Annotated in this window: 16 protein-coding genes; 5 read left to right on the top strand and 11 right to left on the bottom strand. The window is 58.1% G+C overall.

Going from position 1 to position 19801, the window contains the following annotated elements:
* The first annotated feature begins 126 nt into the window (after window positions 1-126).
* Both PH562_RS06955 and galE read left to right on the top strand, forming a co-directional pair.
* Window positions 127-1101, top strand: coding sequence for a UDP-glucuronic acid decarboxylase family protein (locus PH562_RS06955; protein WP_285172246.1), 975 nt, complete (start codon window positions 127-129; stop codon window positions 1099-1101).
* Window positions 1098-2072, top strand: coding sequence for a UDP-glucose 4-epimerase GalE (galE, locus tag PH562_RS06950; protein ID WP_285172244.1), 975 nt, complete (start codon window positions 1098-1100; stop codon window positions 2070-2072). Before PH562_RS06955 ends, galE begins: the two co-directional genes overlap by 4 nt.
* Window positions 2073-2075: 3 nt before the next feature.
* On the opposite strand, the gene PH562_RS06945 is transcribed toward galE, so the two are convergent.
* From PH562_RS06945 to PH562_RS06920, 6 genes are read right to left on the bottom strand one after another with little or no spacing between them, the layout of a single operon-like run.
* On the bottom strand, window positions 2076-3254 hold the full coding sequence (locus tag PH562_RS06945; protein ID WP_285172242.1) for a glycosyltransferase family 4 protein: 1179 nt from the start codon (window positions 3252-3254) through the stop codon (window positions 2076-2078).
* 47 nt (window positions 3255-3301) lie between these two features.
* Window positions 3302-4042, bottom strand: coding sequence for a class I SAM-dependent methyltransferase (locus tag PH562_RS06940; RefSeq protein ID WP_095438330.1), 741 nt, complete (start codon window positions 4040-4042; stop codon window positions 3302-3304).
* Window positions 4039-5352, bottom strand: a complete 1314-nt coding sequence (locus PH562_RS06935) for a glycosyltransferase family 2 protein (RefSeq protein WP_285172237.1) — start codon at window positions 5350-5352, stop codon at window positions 4039-4041. Before PH562_RS06935 ends, PH562_RS06940 begins: the two co-directional genes overlap by 4 nt.
* On the bottom strand, window positions 5349-6572 hold the full coding sequence (locus tag PH562_RS06930; protein WP_285172231.1) for a glycosyltransferase family 2 protein: 1224 nt from the start codon (window positions 6570-6572) through the stop codon (window positions 5349-5351). The genes PH562_RS06935 and PH562_RS06930 overlap by 4 nt, the downstream gene beginning before the upstream one ends.
* Window positions 6553-8376 carry an ABC transporter ATP-binding protein gene (locus tag PH562_RS06925; protein WP_285172229.1) on the bottom strand — a complete coding sequence of 608 codons (1824 nt, stop codon included), beginning with the start codon at window positions 8374-8376 and terminating at the stop codon, window positions 6553-6555. Before PH562_RS06925 ends, PH562_RS06930 begins: the two co-directional genes overlap by 20 nt.
* Window positions 8373-9368 (bottom strand): glycosyltransferase family 2 protein, encoded by a 996-nt coding sequence (locus PH562_RS06920; RefSeq protein ID WP_285172227.1) that lies wholly within the window; start codon window positions 9366-9368, stop codon window positions 8373-8375. The genes PH562_RS06925 and PH562_RS06920 overlap by 4 nt, the downstream gene beginning before the upstream one ends.
* Before the next feature lie 721 nt (window positions 9369-10089).
* On the opposite strand from PH562_RS06920, the gene PH562_RS06915 reads away from it, so the two are divergent.
* A complete protein-coding gene (locus tag PH562_RS06915; RefSeq protein WP_162738081.1) occupies window positions 10090-10323 on the top strand; it encodes a hypothetical protein in 234 nt (77 codons plus the stop codon).
* 25 nt (window positions 10324-10348) lie between these two features.
* On the opposite strand, the gene PH562_RS06910 is transcribed toward PH562_RS06915, so the two are convergent.
* Window positions 10349-12124: a thiamine pyrophosphate-dependent enzyme gene (locus PH562_RS06910; RefSeq protein WP_285172225.1), complete on the bottom strand. Its 1776-nt coding sequence runs from the start codon at window positions 12122-12124 to the stop codon at window positions 10349-10351.
* 131 nt (window positions 12125-12255) lie between these two features.
* Entirely contained in the window at window positions 12256-13440 is a 1185-nt protein-coding gene (locus PH562_RS06905) for a 2-isopropylmalate synthase (protein WP_113229045.1), read from the bottom strand.
* A gap of 949 nt (window positions 13441-14389) precedes the next feature.
* Between PH562_RS06905 and PH562_RS06900 the strand changes: the two genes are divergently transcribed.
* Both PH562_RS06900 and PH562_RS06895 read left to right on the top strand, forming a co-directional pair.
* Complete coding sequence (locus PH562_RS06900; protein ID WP_285172632.1) at window positions 14390-14848, top strand: hypothetical protein; 459 nt, start codon at window positions 14390-14392, stop codon at window positions 14846-14848.
* 370 nt (window positions 14849-15218) lie between these two features.
* Window positions 15219-16397 (top strand): adenylate/guanylate cyclase domain-containing protein, encoded by a 1179-nt coding sequence (locus PH562_RS06895; RefSeq protein WP_285172631.1) that lies wholly within the window; start codon window positions 15219-15221, stop codon window positions 16395-16397.
* A gap of 474 nt (window positions 16398-16871) precedes the next feature.
* Here the strand turns inward: PH562_RS06895 and PH562_RS06890 are convergent, their stop codons facing one another.
* The 3 genes from PH562_RS06890 to PH562_RS06880 form a co-directional block, all read right to left on the bottom strand.
* A complete protein-coding gene (locus PH562_RS06890) occupies window positions 16872-17801 on the bottom strand; it encodes an MYG1 family protein (RefSeq protein ID WP_285172221.1) in 930 nt (309 codons plus the stop codon).
* Between the two features lie 208 nt (window positions 17802-18009).
* A complete protein-coding gene (locus PH562_RS06885; RefSeq protein WP_285172219.1) occupies window positions 18010-18843 on the bottom strand; it encodes a carbohydrate ABC transporter permease in 834 nt (277 codons plus the stop codon).
* Window positions 18840-19736 (bottom strand): carbohydrate ABC transporter permease, encoded by an 897-nt coding sequence (locus tag PH562_RS06880; protein ID WP_285172217.1) that lies wholly within the window; start codon window positions 19734-19736, stop codon window positions 18840-18842. Before PH562_RS06880 ends, PH562_RS06885 begins: the two co-directional genes overlap by 4 nt.
* Window positions 19737-19801 lie beyond the last annotated feature (65 nt).

Raw genomic sequence — 19801 nt, 5'->3', positions numbered from 1 at the left:
GTCATAGTGCATGCGGAGAAGGTCGATGAATATGAACGGCGTCCTTGAAAGCGGCATCCTAGCCCCGGCATCTGTCGCAGTTTCCAACGGCGGCAGCATCACGCCGCCAGCGGCGAGATGACCGTCATGCAGCAAACAAAGCGAATCCTCGTTACCGGCGGCGCAGGTTTTCTCGGCTCCTTCCTATGCGAACGGCTTTTGCAGGAAAAACACGAGGTTATCTGCGTAGATAATTTTTTTACGGGACGGAAAAACAACGTCTCGCATCTGCTTGATAACAGATCTTTCGAAATCGTCCGCCACGACATTACCTTCCCTCTCTATGTGGAGGTCGACGAGATCTACAATCTCGCCTGTCCGGCGAGCCCCGTTCACTACCAGTTCGATCCGGTGCAGACGACCAAGACCAGCGTCCACGGTGCGATCAATATGCTCGGCCTTGCCAAACGGGTCGGCGCCAAGATCCTCCAGGCCTCGACGTCCGAAGTCTATGGCGATCCCGAGATCCATCCCCAACCGGAGGAGTATTGGGGCCGGGTGAACCCGATAGGCCCGCGTTCCTGTTACGACGAAGGCAAGCGCTGCGCCGAGACCCTGTTCTTCGATTACTGGCGTCAGCACCGGCTACGGATCAAGGTCGCGCGCATCTTCAACACCTATGGTCCAAGGATGCGCCCCGATGACGGCCGGGTCGTCTCCAACTTCATCGTGCAGGCGCTGCAGAACAAGCCGATAACGGTTTATGGCAGCGGTCAGCAAACGCGCTCGTTCTGCTATGTCGACGATCTTATCGACGGCCTGGTTCGCCTGATGGGAACAAAGGATGAGGTGACAGGCCCGATCAATCTCGGCAATCCGGCGGAGTTTACGATGCTGGAACTTGCCAATCTCACGATAGAACTGACCGGAAGCCGCTCGGCGATAAAATACCTCCCCCTGCCGGCCGATGATCCCAGGCAACGGCAGCCGGATATCGGGGTCGCATCGCGCGAACTCGGCTGGAAGCCGAAGGTTCAGCTGAAAGCCGGGCTGGGCAAAACGATCGCCTATTTTGAGGAACTGCTTTCATCTGGCCGTTCGCACGCGATCGCCGCCGAATGAGGACGGTCCTTGTCACCGGCGGAGCCGGCTATATCGGATCGCATTGCTGCAAGGCCTTCGCCGAGGCCGGATGGTCGGTTGTCACCTACGACAATCTCTCCCGCGGCTGGCGTGACGCCGTGAAGTGGGGGCCGCTGGTCGAGGGCGACATTGCCGACGCCGAGACGGTCGCGGCAACGTTGCGCCAATACCGCCCGGATGTGGTCGCCCATTTCGCCGCCTACGCCTATGTCGGCGAATCCGTCGAGTTTCCAGAGCTCTACTATCGGAACAACACATTCGGGACGCTGGTTCTCATCGAGGAAATGCTCAAGGCAGGCATCAACCGGCTGATCTTTTCAAGCACCTGCGCATCCTATGGCATTCCGAGCCGTACCCCGATTGACGAGAGCCATCCGCAATGGCCGATCAATCCCTATGGATGGTCGAAATTCATGATCGAGCGGATGGTGGAGGATTTCGCGCGCGCCCGCGGCCTCAACGCGGTGATGCTGCGATATTTCAATGCGGCCGGCTGCGATCCTGATGGCGAGATCGGTGAACGGCACGAGCCCGAGACCCATGTCGTGCCGCTCGCCATAGAAGCGGCGATCAGATCGGGCCGAACCTTCACCATCAACGGCACCGATTTCGACACGCGTGACGGAACTGCCATCCGCGACTACATCCACGTCAGCGATCTCGCGCAGGCTCATGTCCTTGGCGGGGAGAAGCTGTTGCGGGATGAGGGGGTGCACGTCTACAACCTCGGCACCGGCAATGGGACGACCGTTAGGGAATTGGTCGATGCTGTCAGCCGCATTTCCAGACGCGGCCTTCCCGTTGCCTATGGTCCCCGCAGAGCCGGCGATCCACCGGCTCTCGTCGCTGCGGCCGATAAAGCCGAGCGCGAGCTTGGATGGGTGCCCCGGCATTCCGGCATAAACAGGATTATCGAGACCGCGCTCGCCTGGTATCGCCGCCGGATGTGATCCTTACTTGCGTGCCGTTGTCAGAAACTCATCGAGAGCGGCGCCAACCGCTTCGATCGAAAATTTCTCCGTAACCCGCCGTCGGGCGGCGGCACCCAGTCGCGCGCGAAGAGCTCCATCATCTTTCAATCTTGCCAAGGCCCGCGCGATTTCGTCCGGCTGTTCCTGCGCGACCATCAGGCCGCCCGAGGCCTCGCCGTCGACGAGAATGTCCGGCAGGCCTTGTGCATCCGAAGCGATGACGGGAAGGCCGCAGGCCATGGCCTCCAATGGCGCAACCGGCATGCCCTCGATACGCGAAGCTGTGACATAGACGTCCGCGGCGGATAGCCAGCGGCGAATCAAGATGCGATCCGTCATGTAGCCGGACAACCATTGGACGTTCGCCAGTTCGCTTTCGCGAACGAGCTTTGCGAAAGCGTCGTTGTCTTGACCCGAGCCAATGATCACCAATCGGCACGTGGAAGCATCGGCGAAGCGCTCCCACGCGTTCAGAAGTACATCGAGCCCCTTGCGGCGGATATCGATGCGCCCGTGATTGAGGACGATGAAGCAATCCTGCGGCAGGCCAAGATTTGCGCGCGCCTCGCTGCGATCCGTGGCTTGCCATTCCCGCGTATCCAGCGGATTGGGGATATTCGCGATATCGACAGCAATGCGCGGATAGGCCCTGGCAAGACGCTCACGCTCTGCGGAAGACGCGACGATCAGGCCGCGACAGACGCGCAGCGAAAGCTGTCTTGCAGCAGCCTCGATCCAGGACAGCGTGCGATCCCCTCCCTGAAAGGTGGCGTAGAGAGGAAGGTTCAAACGCCGCGCCAGCCATGCCAGCGCATCGAAGCGCGTATATTCATACTCCTGGGCAAGCAGCAGATCGCATTTGGAGCGGGAAAGGATCTCGCGGAAAGCTGAAAGCGGCGTTGCAGACCAGCGCCGCAGGCTGTAGGCGGCAGGGGAATGGCCCTGGCGTGGCCGCTTTGCCGGCGCGACCCAGATCGGCGTGCCCGTACCTTGATGCTCATAGCACTCAATCCCGTTCACTCGCTCCGATGCACAGACGATGATCGGCTTGTGGCCGGCCGAACCCAGTGCCGCCGCATAGCCGAACAGCCAGCCTCCCGTCATCCGCTCGACGAAATCCCGAAGTTCAAGCCCGATCGGATCGAGAAATTCTTCGATCACGTCCCCCCATGGGAAAAGCGCGATCACCTTTGACGTCTGGTCACCTCTCATTTGCGCCAGGCAAAGGCCGTCTCGGTGCCACGCGTGGATGGCCGGTGCATCAAGTAACCGAGGAAGGTCACGGGCGCGGCCAGCGCATAGAGGACCTTGCGGCGACGGCGTCCGATGCGAGAAAACGAAACGTCATGGAAAAACGCTGTGGCGGCATTGATGAAGGTGGCGCGTCGTTCCGGGCGTCTGTCGAAAAGGGCCGCGAGTTCCGGATCCCGGTATCCCCGCCTGACATGGCCCCATTCGCGCATCAGTTCGCTTTCATGCGGACAATGGCGTTTCATGACGCTGAAATAGGGATAATGCCAGTTGATCTCGGGAGTGGAGATCAGGACATATCCACCCGGCCGTACCACCCGCAACGCCTCCTGCGCGGCGCGGCGGTCGTCCTCGATATGCTCCAGCACGTCGAACATGGTGACGATATCGAAACTGTCGTCATCCATTGGCAGCGAGCAGGCGTCGCCGCAAATGAAGGTCGATTTCGCCCAGGAGGGCTGATGGTCGGCCAGCTCCGGATCGATATCGAGCGTGACGATTTCGGCCTGCGGATAGAGGATACTGGCAAGGCCGCTGCGGCCGCCGCCGATTTCCAGCACCCGTCCTCTGCCTCCGGTTTCCGCCGGGGCCACCCGGTGGATGGCGCGCATCTTTTCGCGATAGAACAGGCCATCCGTCAAGCCGTTCGGATAGGGGTTTCCGGACAGAAACTGGCCAAGCGCTGCTTTCTTGATCATCGCGATATTCCTTTTTCAGCCGTAGCAGCGGTCCCCATCGGGGTTCGCCGCATTCTCCAGCCGAAGCGCAGGAGAAACTGCAGGCCGGCGATCCAGCCCTCTACTTCGGCCGCCAAAATTCCGAGCCTGCCCGGAGGCCCTTCGAAAAGCGCCTTGACGAAGGTCTTGGCAAAATAGACGGGCAGCTGCTTGCCGATACGCACGATGTTTCCGCGATCGCCGAAATTGTCGTATTGCGTCACAAGGGCTGCAACGTGACCCTTCATATAGGCTCTGATCTGCCGCTTGAGGCCGGGCCAGTCGCTGCGATGGTGGTGGAAGACAACAGCCCGGGGCTCATAGAGGCATACGCCGCCGGCCGCCAGCAGCCGGTACCAAAGCTCCGAATCTTCGGAACATCCTGCCGCCCCCGCGCCGAGGCGTTCGTCGAAGAGGCCGACCCGCTCGAATACGGAGCGTCGAAAGGCCATGTTGGCGCCGGCGCCGATCTTCCAGACATGCGCTCCGCTCGGCCGCGTCTCCTCAAAGAAACGCCTGTCGAAGGTGAGCGGCACGAAGGTCGAGCCAAAGCCGCCCATGGTGAACTGAAAGGCGCATTGCGCCGCCGTATCGAGACGCGCAGGCAACACGAGACCGGTGAACGCCTCGATGACATCCCGTTCCGCAAAGGCGCGCGCGATCTCCGCAGTCCAGCCCGGATGCGCTTCGACGTCGTCGTCGGTGAAAGCAACGATATCAAACCGGCTCGTTTGAATACCGGTGTTCCGGGCTCGGCTTAGACCGGCACGAGGCTCATGGACATAGCGAAAATCGGGGAATTGCCCGCAGATGTCCGTCGCATTCCCATCGTAAGAATTGTCGACGACGACGACCTCACCTGGAGGGCTGCGTTGTGCTGCAAGGCTGCTCAGACATTTGCTCAGAGCCGGACCGCGATCGCGAGTACAGATGACCACGGAAATGTCCTGCGCGGAAGCGGAGGATGAAGCTGCGATCGCATCGAGCGACTCTACCAGATTTTGCGCGTCGAGCGCCGCCTCCAGCGAGAGCGCGGGCTTGGGCTGTCCTTCATAGGTGGCACGCAAGGGTGCACCCAGCCCGATGCTGCGGGCTTGGAGCTGTGCGGCTGCATGTTCGGCAGCAAGCTGGCGCAATTGAGAAACCCCGTAAGGTAGCTCGTCCTCCAGGGATGCCCGCGCCCCGAGCGGTAAATCTTTCCACCAGAAGATCGACAAAGCGGGCGCGCGTTCGCTACCGATATCCGCAGCCGCAAGATCGACATGCCTCACCTCAAAACGTTCTGTCGTCATGAGTTGCGCTCCCGGATCGACCTGATACGGGCGCGCGAGCGATCGTATTCACCAGCAAGGCCATAGATCCCGCCCCAGAGTTCCGCGATACCAAACCGCAGCTCATGGCCGCGCAGCCGCCTCGCAGCGCGGATAAGCGCCTTCAACTGGTCGAAGAACCACCAGCGGACCATGGCGCGATGGCGCGCTCGCATCATGCCATCGGTGCGGTAGCTCTTGACGAGAAAGGCCATCATGCCGAGACCCCAGGTCCAGTATTGCCGCCTGAGCTGCGGAATGGTTTCGCGGTGCTCATGATAAACCGCATATTCCGGCTCATAGATCATCGGGCGTCCGGAGCGCAGGACGCGGTAAAAAATATCGAGATCCCCGCCTCCGGGCAGCGGCGCTCCCGTATCGAGCGCCTCGTCGAAACCGCCGAGCTCGATCAGTAACGAACGGTCGAAGGCCATGTTGCAGCCGGCACCGAGAATGCCGGCACCGACGGGATGGAGCGGATTGTCGAAGCGCGCCTTGTGAAACTCCCGTCGCGCAAAGCCGCGGCCGAACCCTCCACGTCGCTCGAAAAAGATCTGTGCCTCGGTGTCGAGACGAAACGGCAGCACAAGGCCGGTGAAACCGCCGACGCCAGGGTTGTCGCGGCACGCCTTGGCAAGGCCTGCAAGCCAATTGCGGTCCACCACGACATCATCGTCCAGATAGGCGATGATATCGCCCCAGGCCGCGTGAAGGGCAGCATTTCGGGCGAAATCCAGCCCAGCCTTCGGTTCGAAAACGTAGCGGATATCGCGGAAATTCTCGACGGCCTCGCGCGTGGCCGTATCCACCGAGGCATTGTCGACCACGATGATTTCGACGAACCGGAAGGGAGATTCATGCCGAACCTGATCGAGCGAGCGCAGCAACCGGGAGAGACGTTGTGCACGATCCTTGGTGCAAATGGCGATGCTGAGACTGGGCAGCGTCGCCTCGTTCGCGGGCAAGCGCGCCCTCAGCTCCTCCTCCAGCTTTGCAACGAGGATGCGCTCCGCAAATCGCTCCTCGGCAAGGGCTTTCAGGCTCTCGGCCGACAGCACAGAGCCGGCCGGCCGCTCGATCATTTCAAATGCGATCAGCCGGCCCCGCCATCGTGCGATCAAGCCGACACCCGTCTGGTCAGCCGAGAGTTCGATAGGCGCCAGGGGCTCCGACAACTCGATATCAATAAGCTTGTAACTCATCACCCAACTCCCGCCCGCTGCGGCGGCCGTGCTGAAATTCGTGGAGCCTGGAAAAATGTCCCTGCCGCTTGAAGAGCTCATCCGGCGAACCGGCCTCGACCACACGGCCCTTTGTCATGACGATGATCTGATCGGCCGCGAGAACGGTCGAGAGCCGGTGAGCGATCACGACAACGGTGCGGTTGTGTGAGTACGCGTCGAGCGCCAGCTGAAACGCCTGTTCGGTTTCGGCATCGAGCGCGTTCGTCGCCTCATCCAGGAGCAGAATATCGGGATTTCGAAGGATCGTTCGCGCGAGCGCCACGCGCTGCCTTTGCCCGCCCGACAGCCGCATTCCCTGATCGCCGATCCGTGTCTCGTAGCCATCCGGAAGCAAACGGATGAAATCGTCCGCCTTGGCGATTTCGGCAGCCTTGCGGATCTCGGCCGGCCCGGCCCCCAGATCGCCATAGGCGATGTTGGCTGCAATCGTGTCGTTGAAGAGATGGACCTCCTGCGACATCAGCGACAGGCGCTTGCGCCAGCTGCGAAGATCGAATTCGGAAAGAGGCATGCCGTCTGCCACGATCGCACCGGATGTCGGATCCATGAAGCGAAAGAGCAGCGCCATCACCGTGGACTTACCGGCCCCCGATTCGCCCACGATCGCCGTGGTTTTACCGGCGGGAATGCTGAAGGAAACATCCTCCAGCGCAAGCGGCTGATCATGTGCGTAATGGAAGGAGACACTGCGGAATTCGACGGCGTTCCTGAAGGCGGGCGCCTGCACGTGCCCCTGCGCGAGAAAAGGCTTCTCCGTTGTGCGGAGGAAGTCATCGACATCGTCGATGCTGCCGGCGAGCCCGTCGAGCGCGATCTTCGATTGCAGCAACTCCCGTGTTGGGCCTTGCAGGCGATATAGCAGCGAGAGAAACGCGGCGAGCGCAGCAATGCCCAGGCCCACCGATTGAGCGACGAGAACGAGCACACCGATCAGGATTGTAATCGAGATTTCCGAGACAGGCGCGGGTGTCGCCCACAGCATATCGAGCTTCAAAAGGCGTCGCCGCACATTGTCGGAAGTCTTTCGGAAGCGATTGCGTTCATAGTCTTCCTGGGCGAAAGCGCGGATCAATTGCAGCGCGTTGATGCTCTCCCACATCCTCAAGCCGAACTGCTTGTTTTCCTCGACAACGGCCTTGCCGGTCTCGTCCGCACGCCGCGTGGCCAGGCGAATAGCCATAGCGCCCATGAGCAGGAACATCATCGAGAAGAAGGTCAGCCGGACGGAAATCAGCAGCATCAGCAGCATGAAGACGGCAAACGTGCATAAGCAGATCATCAAACGGTAGGTGAGGCTTAAGGCCTGACTGACTTTCCAGGTGTTGTTGGCGATCGTCGTGATAATATCGGAGCGCTTGTTTTCCACCCTGTAGTCGATACACGAGCTTATCGTCTGATCGAAGACCCTTGCTCTTAGCCGATGCGCAACGAGACCATCGATATACCGGGTCACCCAGATATTGACGAGATGGACGGCGTTCTTCAGAAGGATGCTGACGCACAATACGCCCACCAGGAACGCCGTCAAATGGCTTTGTGGGACGGGCGCGAGAAGCCGGTCGAAAATTCGCTGCCATTCTCCCTGCTGGGCCGCTACGGCGCCGAGACTCTGAATGAGGGGAATGAAGAGAAAGAGGCCTGCCCCCTCAAGGACCGCAGCGGCCAGGCCGAGTCCGACGATGGTCGGTCCTGCCCAGGCAGGCGCCTCTGCCAGGCGGAAGAGCCGCTGCAGCCGCGTGAGGAACGAGCTGCCCGGCCTCACGGGATCGTCTCCATATAGAGCGGCCGCAACTCCGCGTTTCTTTGCAACCCCCGCAAGCGGGCCTTGAGCCAGTCGGGAACCAGCCTGGCGCGGCAATATACGTCCAGTATGTTCGGCAGGCTCGAAATCGCCAGACGCGGCTCCAATGCCAGAAATCGCTTCAACAGATCACAGCCATCGAAAAAGCGGCCGCTGACAAAAGCTCTGACGACCAGCCAGTGGATCATGTCGACCAGATGAGCGTCGAGATCGCTGCCATATTGCGGATATTTTTCACGATACTCGGCGAGGACGATTTCGCATGAAGAGAGCATCTGCCTGACGTCGCTCGACATGTTCGTGTTCGTCATGCGGTAGCCGATCAAGTGCTGCTGTATGACGCGGAATTCGTAATGCTCCGCAATTCTGAGGCAGATCAGAAGATCCTCGCAACCCTGCGCGTTGCGTGCCTTTAAGGATGGGTCGAACTGCCCGGCGTCTTCGAATGCGGAACGACGCATGAGCATCGAACTCCCATTGCCGACGAAATTGTTTCTGCACATGCGCCGGAGCACATGCCCTTCATGGCTCGGCCGGTTATGCAGGGAAAATACGCGGCTATGTTCGTCGATGAGCGCATACCAGCAATAGGCCAATCCAACCGAAGACCCGCCCTCGTCAAGCGCTTGCCATTGAAGCGCGATCTTTGAGGGAGCCCATAAATCGTCGGCATCGATAAATGCGAGAAACTCCGCGTCGGTCGCCGCCGCACCATTGTTACGCGCGACGGCGACGCCGCTATTGGCCTGCCGAAGGATCCGGATTCGCGGATCCTGCCTCGCATATTCAGCCACGATCGATAGCGATCGATCCGTAGAACCATCATCGACAATGATGATATCGAGCGCCTGATGGGTCTGGCGACAGATGCTGGCCAAGGTCGCACCGATCGTTCGTTCGGCGTTGAACATCGGTACGACGACCGCAATCGTGGTACTTCGCTTAGCTTCCAAAGTCGTTGCCACCTTTGGCGACGAAGCCGACGATACCGCTATCGGCGGAAACATTGACAAGTGCCGCGGCTGGGATGCCGCTTTCAGGGGCGCCGTTCATATTCATCGACCTCTCCGCATGCACCACGACAGCGGCCGGATGTCCCGCCGCTTCCATCGCGGGAAACAACTGGCGCAAAGGACGGGGCAATCCATGGCATTAGGACCAAAGATTGCGTCTTCGGCCCTAGGTCCGATCACAAGCCAGACTTTAGTCTGACGGAGGTGGCTTTGTTGCCAAAATCAGCGGAACGATTGCCGGTTGCGGCGGTTTTCAGCGGGACTTTTTCTGGGCAATTTCAAGTAGTCTCATTTCGGGAGTGATGCCTTTGATTGTACCCATCGCTGTCGCCCACTCCTATTTTCATTTAATGCAAATACATTCAATGCGACACAGCCGAGAACGCCAACCGGGAACGTCAGCAATTTCAAGACATGGGCGCGCTCGTGGCTGTGGAACGGTGCGCCGCAATGGCTATGATAGCGCATTGTTGAAGTTTACCCATCGACGACATCGGCGTTGCCGATATCGCTCCCAAGCACTACAACCATTCATTGAATATGCGAATTGCTTATCGTACAGACGAACAAATGATGCCATTGTTCTGGAAAAATGGCGTTACAGCAGTTGCCTGCGCTTACCTCCGCTATACCTTGTCGACAAATATGGACGTCTGTCGTCATGGAGGAGAGCATCGTCATGCCAGATAAGCAATGGCTGATCGGTTTTGCAGATCAATCGAAACAGCAATGCCACGAGCAACTCCGCCGGACAATCGATGCGGCCGTGCAGGATCTCCTGCAAGATGGGCGGGAACCTCAGTGCATTGCGGAAGCCCTGCTCGAAATCGCCGACAACTATTTCGATACGGTCATCGCTGACATGGAAATGACGCCTTCAACACCATTGCATTGAGCTGGATCGACTGCTTCAAGTAGCGCTAAAGGTTGTTGGCCCGCGGATTTTGCCCCACCACCTGCTCTGCATCGACGGGTACCTCAACAAGGATGGATGAGCGACCGGGGCCGTAGCTTTCACGCATGATCTCAGCCAGGTTGCTGAGATCCGGCATCAGCTTGCGGCTTTCCCAACCGCATGCGCGCGCCATGGATCCAAAGTCGATGCGGTAGAGATCGCTGTGGTAGCGATCGGATGAATGGTCGGGGATGACTACGGGCAGGCCCTGCACCATGATGCCCAGTGCGCCGTTGTCCAGCACGAACAGGATTAGCCCCAATGATCGGGCTTCGGCCAGGCAACCGGCAATCAACCGGAAACACCCATCACCCGTAAAAGCGAAGACCGTCGCGTCCGGTTTTGCGAGCTTTGCGCCGATTGCCGCGCCCAATGCTCCACCCATTGCCGAACCGCGATAAAGCGAATGGAAGCGAACGTCCGGATGCGGGCGCTGCGTGACATATTGACGATCTTTGTAGGCCAGGCACACATCGTCGAATGCAACGCTTCCCGGCTGCCAATGACGATCGAGTTCCTGATAAAATCGGGCAATATCGATCGTCCCGGGGCGTGGCGGCATGATCTCGCGATCATTGAGATCAGCCACGAAAGCCGGTGCCGGAGGGCGCGGCAGCTGAAGACCCTCGAGCCGACCTATCGCTTCGCTCAGAACCTGATCGATCGGGCCTCGAACATCGAAATATTCGCCGCGCACACGATGCCGAAACTCGCCCCCAACGCTGCCGTATGGCGCGGCCAGATTGGTGAAATTCCATGTCGTATGGGCGGGTATGTCAGAGAAATTAAGGGTATATTCGTCAGGGCAAAAGCCGAGGGTAATGACGATATCGTCAGGGCCGAGGCTTCTCCAGAGCTGCATTGCGCGATCGTTGCCGCCAAATCCCAGATAGCCGAAACCGAAGACATTGTTGCGCGCCACCGCATTCGCCCCGTTTATGCTCCAGACGATCGGCGCCTGTAACACCTTGCACAAACGTGTGGTGAGGACGGGCATATACGGATACATGGCCGCCTCTTCTCCAGCGAGCACGATCACCCGGCGCCCAGCCGATTGCCGCGGGAATTCGGCCAGAAAATGGGCGAGCGCTCCATGATCGATCTTGTTCGGTTTATGGACGTACTCACCACGCCAAGGCGTATGGACCGGCTCAGGCACCATCTTTCCAAGTGCCTCCGGCGGCATCAGAAGTGCGATGGGAGAGCCTTGATCAAGGTGTTGACGGGCCTCGTCAAGCTGTTCTCCGATGCGTTCTGGATCGTTCAGAACGAATGTGCCTGATGGCAGCTCGGCCATCAGCTGAGCCACGACATCGGCACCTTCCGGGCTCGTGTCCTGCAATGGTGCACGATATCGCGTATCCGCCGGGCTGAGAGGAATGAGGTAGATTGCGGGAATATTGTGCAATTTCGCATCGCTAAGGCCGCAGGTCAGCAGCCGCGTTGCAGCTCCCGTCGTTGCAATGGCCGCACTGATTTTACCGCTTGCCAGATAGTATCCCAACGGAATGAAGCCGGCGACATACTCTCCGATATTGAAGAAAACCGGAAATTCGGTACCGTCTTGGAGAGAAACCATCGGCTCGAGATGTTTGAGCAAATGGATGACCCCTCCCCCGGTGACGCCGGCATAATGACGCACATGCCAGGTCGCAAGCGTTTCGATCAGGAATTCATATCCTGTTTTCGGCTTGACGACCTGAACATCACTCGCTGTTCCGACTGCAAGATTCACCGTCATTGGCTCGCTTCTCCGCTATGACCTTTTCCTGAACTCAGCAATGTATTGACGTTCGTTCCCCGGACCAGTCGGCCCGAAGAAAGCGCGGTTCCGGCATCGAGCGATCCCGATTACATGCTCCGACGGCCGATTTATGCGATGCTTTTTTCCCGCGAGAACGCTTCCACACCCGCAACCGTCGCCAGAAGATCCTCATCGCAAAGCGATGCCTTCTGATCGGCGATATCCTTGAAACGAGAGAAAGCGAGATCGAGATCGGCATCGGAGCCGAACTCGACGCCGAGCGAGCGCATGCACATGCGAAAACCGTTGCGACCCGAATTCTTTCCGAGCACCAACCGATACTCGTCGGCGCCGACCTCCGCCGCCGTCATGATTTGATAGGTCAACGGGTTCTTCAGCATGCCATCCTGGTGAATGCCGGACTGATGCGAGAAGGCATTCCTGCCGACGATCGCTTTGTTCGGCTGCACGACGAAACCCGTGATCTCCGAGACGAGCCTGGATGCAGCGGTCAATCGTCGGGTTTCAACGGACGTCCGGCATCGGAAAAAATCCTCGCGCGTATGCAGTGCCATGACAATCTCTTCAAGCGACGCGTTGCCCGCTCGCTCACCAATGCCGTTGATCGTGCATTCGATCTGGCGCGCGCCCTGCCGCGTCGCCTCGAGCGAGTTGGAAACAGCCATGCCGAGATCATTGTGACAATGCGCGGAGAATACGGCCTTATCAGCATTTGGCACTGTATTGCGCAGATAGGTGAATAGCTTGCCGTATTCGTACGGCGTGGCGTAGCCGACCGTATCAGGCAGGCTGACCGTCGTCGCACCGGCTTTGATCACCTGCTCCACGAAGCGGGCAAGAAACTCCGGCTCCGACCGGCTCGCATCCTCGCAGGAAAACTCGATATCCTCGGAATAGCGTCGTGCGTGGGCCACCGCGCGAACAGCATGCTCGAGCACGTTTTCCGGTGTCATTTGCAACTTGTATTTCATGTGAATGGGCGAGGTCGCTAGCACGATATGGATACGGGACGACGCCGCACCGGAAACAGCTTCCGCAGTCAGATCGATGTCGCGCTCGACCGCGCGGCTCAGGCTGCAAATCGTGCTGTCCTTGACGACGCGCGCCACGGCCTTGATCGCCTCGAACTCGCCCGGACTGGAGACCGCAAAGCCGGCCTCGATCACGTCGACCTTCAGGCCCTCAAGCATAAGTGCAATTTCCACCTTTTCCCCGGCGTCGAGGTTGATGCCGGGGCTTTGCTCGCCGTCACGCAAAGTAGTGTCAAAGATAATGATCTTTTCAGTGTTCATGCGACTCTCCCGATCAATTGAAGCATCGGCTTTGCCGAATTCCTAAGGCTGGCTGTATGGCACTACATGCACGTCATGGATGATCGATGCCTCAGACACGTTTCATGCCTGCGGCGAAAATCCATCATCGGATGCAAGTCTCGTCAGATCTGATCCTGGTTGCCCTGCGCTTTGCTAACATGCAAAGCGGGCAAAGCGCTTCACGCTTGGGCCGGCATCCACGCCTGCGTCGTCGTCGAAATTTTGCAACTCCTGAAGTACGCGTCCCATTCCGATCCCTGGCTTCGATCGGCTCTGATATCCCTCACCCCGGGCTGCGCCGGCTCCGAAGCGGAATGCAATGCAACATATGTGTGATCGGAAGGGAGCTTTGTCCCCACGCAGGCGCGGCAGGCATATAGATAAACGAGCTCCCAAGCGGCCGCACGGCTCGCATATGGCCGTTGCAGGACAGTCCTGGCCACCTCGATTTTCGGAGCAAAAATTTCAAAACCTGAGAATTGAATGTCCATAGCGCACCGAATGGTTACCATGGCGAGGATGGCTGCATTCGAGGCGGCGGTATTTTAGAAAACTATGGACTATTTTTAGGAAATTACGGCTTTTGCTGAGTCAACGACACGTGTCGCCACTTTGCCACACTTGCTTCTGCCAGCCAGCATTTCAATGATATGACGTACCCCGGCTGCTCTTCGGAAGCATCCCACACTTCGATTGCCTGCACCTGCGCGCCTATTGGCGGTTTTCCGGCATCCGGGCGATCCACTCGCACGGACTTTCCGTGCCCGCCGATATTTCCGTGATCGGTTTCGATGACCTGCCCGTTATGGAATTGTCAGGTTTACCGAGTTAGTTAATGACTGCCTGTGAAGCGTTGATCAGCAAGGATGCAATTGTTTTGGGGAATGTATTCGTTAGAGTGAATGGATTATCAAGCATCGCGGCGATCATGCTTGCCATGAGTATTACCGTGCCGGCACTGGCCGGATCGGCAGATCATCTTTGGTCGCAAGATCCGGTAAGCCATTGCGAGTTCGTTGCCCCCGCATCCCTGACGAATGGGCCTGCGTTCTGGACAGGAGCCTGTGTCGACGGGAAGGCCTCGGGTGCGGGCATGTTGCGACGCCGCGACGGCAACCGCGCCGGACCGGCTTTTTTTGGCCGAATGAAGCACGGCCTTCCCGAGATCGGCGTCGTCGATTTGGGCGATGGATATCGGGCTGGTACGTTCAGTGACGATGACATCGGCGGCGGAGCCGAGCTTGAGCCTCAGGTCAGGATTGACGCGTTTCGCATCGCGGCTGAGGCTGCGAGGAAGGTTAGCGCAAAGTATGCCGCAGAGAAGAATTCGGCCTCGGCGCAACACTATGATGAGATTGCAAAGACGCTTGAACTTCAGATCGAATGACCGTGCACATAAAGACCTCCACTTAGCAAAAGGCCGTCGCTTCAAGCGAAACAAACCTGCCAGATGGTGAAATCGTTGCGCCCACAATGAAGAATCGATTGCGTCGTTCGAGGACGACGCGATTAGGCGGTCAAGGCGTGGCAAGGTAAAGGCCGCCCAGTTTTACCCGTTTGGTTTCGCCATTATCTCCAAACACTTCGAAAAAGCGCATATCGATCTCGTGCTGCACGGCCTGCCGCTTCGCTTGTATGCACACAAGGTACTTTCGCCACTTTCCATGCTAGGCTGCCCATTGATATGAACCGGAACACCAAACCCGGTCGACGATTTTCAAACGTTGCCGTTCAGAGGAGCTTACGAAGTGACGCGGATGCGGGAGTTGGTCGACTGGATCATAGCTATGGGCCTGACCAGCGACAGCGTCGAAGAGATCCTGACCGGAGTTTCAGAACGGCTGATCAGGCTCGGCTATCCACTCGTTAGGACGTCGATAGCGATGCCGTCCATCGATCCGCTTCAGAGAGGCTCTTCTATTTCCTGGTCGCGGTCATCGGGCATCTCTCTCGAAATACAAGAGCATGGCGAAGCGGGTGACGCGATGTTTCGCCGCTCGCCTATTTCATATCTTCTTTCACGAGATCTCGATGCTGGGCGCTGGAGGCTGCCGCCCGGCGGTGACGCAGCCGGGTTTCCGCTGCTCAACGAACTCTCCGATCTTGGGGCAACCGATTACCTGGTGAAACTTGTGCGGCTTCCCGGGGAAACTGCGCTGGCCGGTATCGGCTTCTCATTGGCTGTCGATAGCCCGGAGGGGTTCTCCGACAGCCAGATTGCCGCCCTGGATGAATTTCTACCGCCTCTCGCCCTTGCCTGCTGCCGCATCGCGGCGATGCGCGTCGCGACCGACATGCTCGCCGTTTATACCGGAGCCCGCACGAGCGGCCGCATCCTCAGCGGCCAGACACGGCGCGGCAATGGTGATGCCATCCATGCCGCCATCCTGCTTGCGGACCTGAAGAACTTTACGGCGCTAAACGAACGTTTTCCGTCCGAGCGTATCGTCGGTTGGCTGAACGAGCATTTCGATGCGATCGGAGGACCGGTTGAGCAATTCGGCGGCGAGATCCTCAAATTCATGGGCGATAGCCTGCTTGCTATCTTCCCGACCGATATTGAAGATCCGGCTAACGCATGTGAAAGGGCCCTGTCCGCCGCGAAGATGGCAATCGAGGCGAATTCAGCGGTCAACCAGGCACGCGTGGTTTCCGAGGAACCCGAGCTCCTCGTCGATATAGTTCTGCATATCGGAGACGTATTCTATGGAAACGTCGGAGCTGCCCGCAGACTTGATTTCACGGCAATCGGCAGAGCTGTCAACGAGGCGGCCCGGATGGAAAAGCTGTGCGATACGGTCGAACGCAACCTGTTGGCCTCCGAACTATTCGCTTCGCATGTCCAAGACGGATTTGAACGGCTCGGGATTTTCACGTTGAAAGGTGTGAGCGAGCCCGCCGCTGTTTACGGTCTGTCAGGTAACCCTGGCCGTTGATTATCGCCTCGATGCACACGTTTCTGCCGCGTCCGCACGTTTCCATCAACGCTTCGACAGCGATCTCAAGCTATTGCGAATTAGATCCGCTGGACGGGCCTTCTTCACATATTACTTTTCCACCGTCCGGGCTCCGCATACCGGTGTGACCTCCTTGCTGCTTGGTGTCCGGCGAAAAACCAGCCAGCAACTGCGCAAGTCGTTCTTTCGACATCAGCGGGGCGGATAAGCGCATGATAAGCCTCCCTTCTTGGTGTCGTGATCGTGCCAATGCATGCTCGTGAGAGCAACGGTGGCGCAGGATCATCCCCAATAATTTCAGCCGGGAGTATTTTCAGTCGATCTGAATAGCGTGCAATTCAAGGCAGTCCGGTTCTGATTGCAAAATGAGTTGCTTCCACATTCCGATCCGCTCAGTGCTTCGGGCGGAGTTTGCCCCGCGAAGCGGCGATGCGCTCGGCCCCGAGCCGATAGTCAACCGGCTCGTTGCTGCGCGTCTTTCACCGCCAAGTTGGCCAGAGCGAGCGCTGCCTCTCGCGTTTTGGCGGCGGCGATAAAACGGCCGTTGTGGCAAAAACTTGCGCCCTCGATGCCGGTCGCCATTTCCAGGTCGCGACCGCTCAACCCGGCCCAGCCCGCCGGAAGATCGGCGCGCAGTTCGAATCCTTCCTCCGCACAGCGAATCCCCGTCAGGCACCAGTCAGCCTCGCGCGGATGGACCACGAACAGGAGATGATCGGCACCTGCCTTCACGATCGCCGGACGAAACGGCATGCCCATCGGCAGCTCCAGAACGCGGCTCCCGCCGGCAGACGCAATCGCCTGCAGCACCAGAGCTTCGGCGCGCAGTTTCGCATGGATCCCGGCGATCTTCGCTTCGACGAAATTGCGGGCGATCGCAACGGCAGCATGGAATGCCCGGTCTGTCGCCTCCGGGTCCGCATCGTCGAAGACCGGCTTCAATGTTTCGAGCAATGACGGCAGGGTCAATCCAGCCAGCAGGCCTGCGCTATCCGGGCTGAGCGCACCATTGTCGACCAGGTCGATCGGCAAGACGAAGCCCGCATCGAAAGCAACATGCACGGTCTCGACAAAGGCGCTCGGGACCAAAAGGGCTGTCAGGTAGTCGCGACCGAAATGTTTCCAGATCAACCCGAACGAACTGAAAGGCCGGCCATCTTCGCGCTGCGGTGCGCCGCGCTGGTGATGATCGAATATCCCGGCGGCCGCATCATAAGCGCCCCCGACATCGTAGACGATGCGATCGGCGCCGGGCGTGATCCATTCCGGCGCTCTGCTGCGAACCAACCGCGCGCCGGGGAAAAGCCGCGTGAGAATGACGCTGGACAACACTTCGTCGGCATGGAAGCCGCCGGAATGGGTGACGAGGAAATTGGGAGCCATACGGCCGGGACCTTACTGTTCGCGAATTGGACGGACAGGCAGATAACCAAATTTACGTGTCATCTCAACCGGCAGACCGATTAAAAGATCCTATAATTGCATGACCGCATTTGCGCGGGAACGCACGATGATCGGCGAAAGAAGATCCCCATCGCTTTATGGCGCCCAAGAGCACGCCGATCTCTTCGGAATCGAGATCAACGTGGTTTTACTTCGTCGCTCCAGCTGTGAGGCCTGTGATAAGTTTCCGCTGGAATATCATATAGGCAAGAATGAGCGGCCCGATGACGATGACAGCACCCGCCGTTAACACAGGTGTATTGACCGTATAGCGTCCCTGGAAAAACAGCATGCCGATCGGCAGGGTGCGGTAGTTATCGTCATTGACAAGGACAAGTGGGATAAGAAACTCGTTCCATGTCCAGATGAACAGAAACAATGCCAATGTGGACATCGACGGCAGCATCAAGGGTACGATAACTTTCGAGAGAATGTATCGTCTGGATGCTCCATCGAGAACTGCCGCTTCTATGATCTCCGATGGCAACTGCTGCATCGCACTTGCCATGAACATCGTCGCAAAGGGCAGCGACATGGCAATTTGCGGAAGGATCAGCGCCGCATAGGTGTTGATGAGACCAACATATCGCATCTCATAGTAGAGCGGAATGATGAAGGCTTCGGTTGGCACCATCATGCCGATGGTCAAGAGAACGAAAATGGTGCGCCTGAAGGGAAAACTCAGGAACGCGAAACTGAATCCCGTCAATGTCCCGAGTATGATGCTGGCGATAACCACGGGGAAAACGATCAGAACCGAATTCAGGAAATAGACGTTAAAATGACCCTCGATCCAAGCATTCGCATAATTCTCGAAATGCGGATAGGCGGGCAAAACGAATGCGCCCTGGATAAGATCGGCGCGGCTTTTCAGGGACGTCAGTATCAGAAGCGCGAAAGGAATAACCGTCAGGACCGCAAAGAGCCAAAGAATGATACGAGACGGCAATACGGCGCCTACGCCATGAAAATTTCGACTCACGATGCACTCCCCTCATTCACTGGCCGCACCAGCCGATGAACGGCATAATTGATTATGAAGACCAGAATCGCGCCGATGATGGCGACGGCCGAGGCATAGCCATACCGATTCAATTGGAAGCCAAGTTCATACATATAAATATTGGGAACGAGGGTCGCGTTGGCCGGACCGCCCCTGGTCATCGTAAAGATCAGGTCAAAGCTCTTGATGGAGGCAATGATGGTGAGAAGGAGCGCAATACGTATTTCCGGCAGCAGGAGCGGCAGCGTTATAAAGAAGAAAATCCTGCTTCCTGATGCACCGTCAACCTTTGCCGCCTCAAACAGCGAGGCGTCGATCCGCTGAATACCGGAAAGAAACAGGACCATGCAGAAACCGAAGAAATACCAGCTGGCGACGATGCCGACCGCCGGTAGGACAAAGGTGAAATCGCCAAGCCAGGGTAAAGCGATTGAACCCAAGCCAACCAGCTTCAATGCCTGATTGATGGGACCAAAAGCAGGATTATAGAGCCAGTGCCAGATGATGCCCAGAACGGCGGTCGGCATGATATAGGGCAGAAACAACAATGTCCGCAGAGCGAACTGCTCTCGCTGCCTGAGCGACCAGACCAGTGCGGCAAGTGACAGGCCGACGACAATCGGGATAACGCAGTAAAACACCATGAAGAGAGCATTATTTTTCAATGCGACATAGAAAGTCTCATCCGAAAGCAATTTTGCATAATTGCCGAAGCCGATCCAATTGGGCGAACCGATCCCATTCCATTCGGTGAAGCTGATGCCGATTGCTGCGATAATGGGGCCTAAGACCAGAGCAAAATAAACCAGCAAACCAGGGAGAATATAAACGAGATTTCTGCTGGCGTTGGCATCAAGTGGTGAGCGTTTCATGCACCGTCTCATAGATATGCCAGGGGTCGACTGACGCCGCTCTGGCCGTGATCAGGATTGACGTC

The organism is Rhizobium centroccidentale (genome assembly GCF_030182565.1).
GTDB lineage: Bacteria > Pseudomonadota > Alphaproteobacteria > Rhizobiales > Rhizobiaceae > Rhizobium.
Note: the sequence above shows the minus strand (reverse complement) of the source record. Positions and strands in the feature narration are given on the sequence as shown.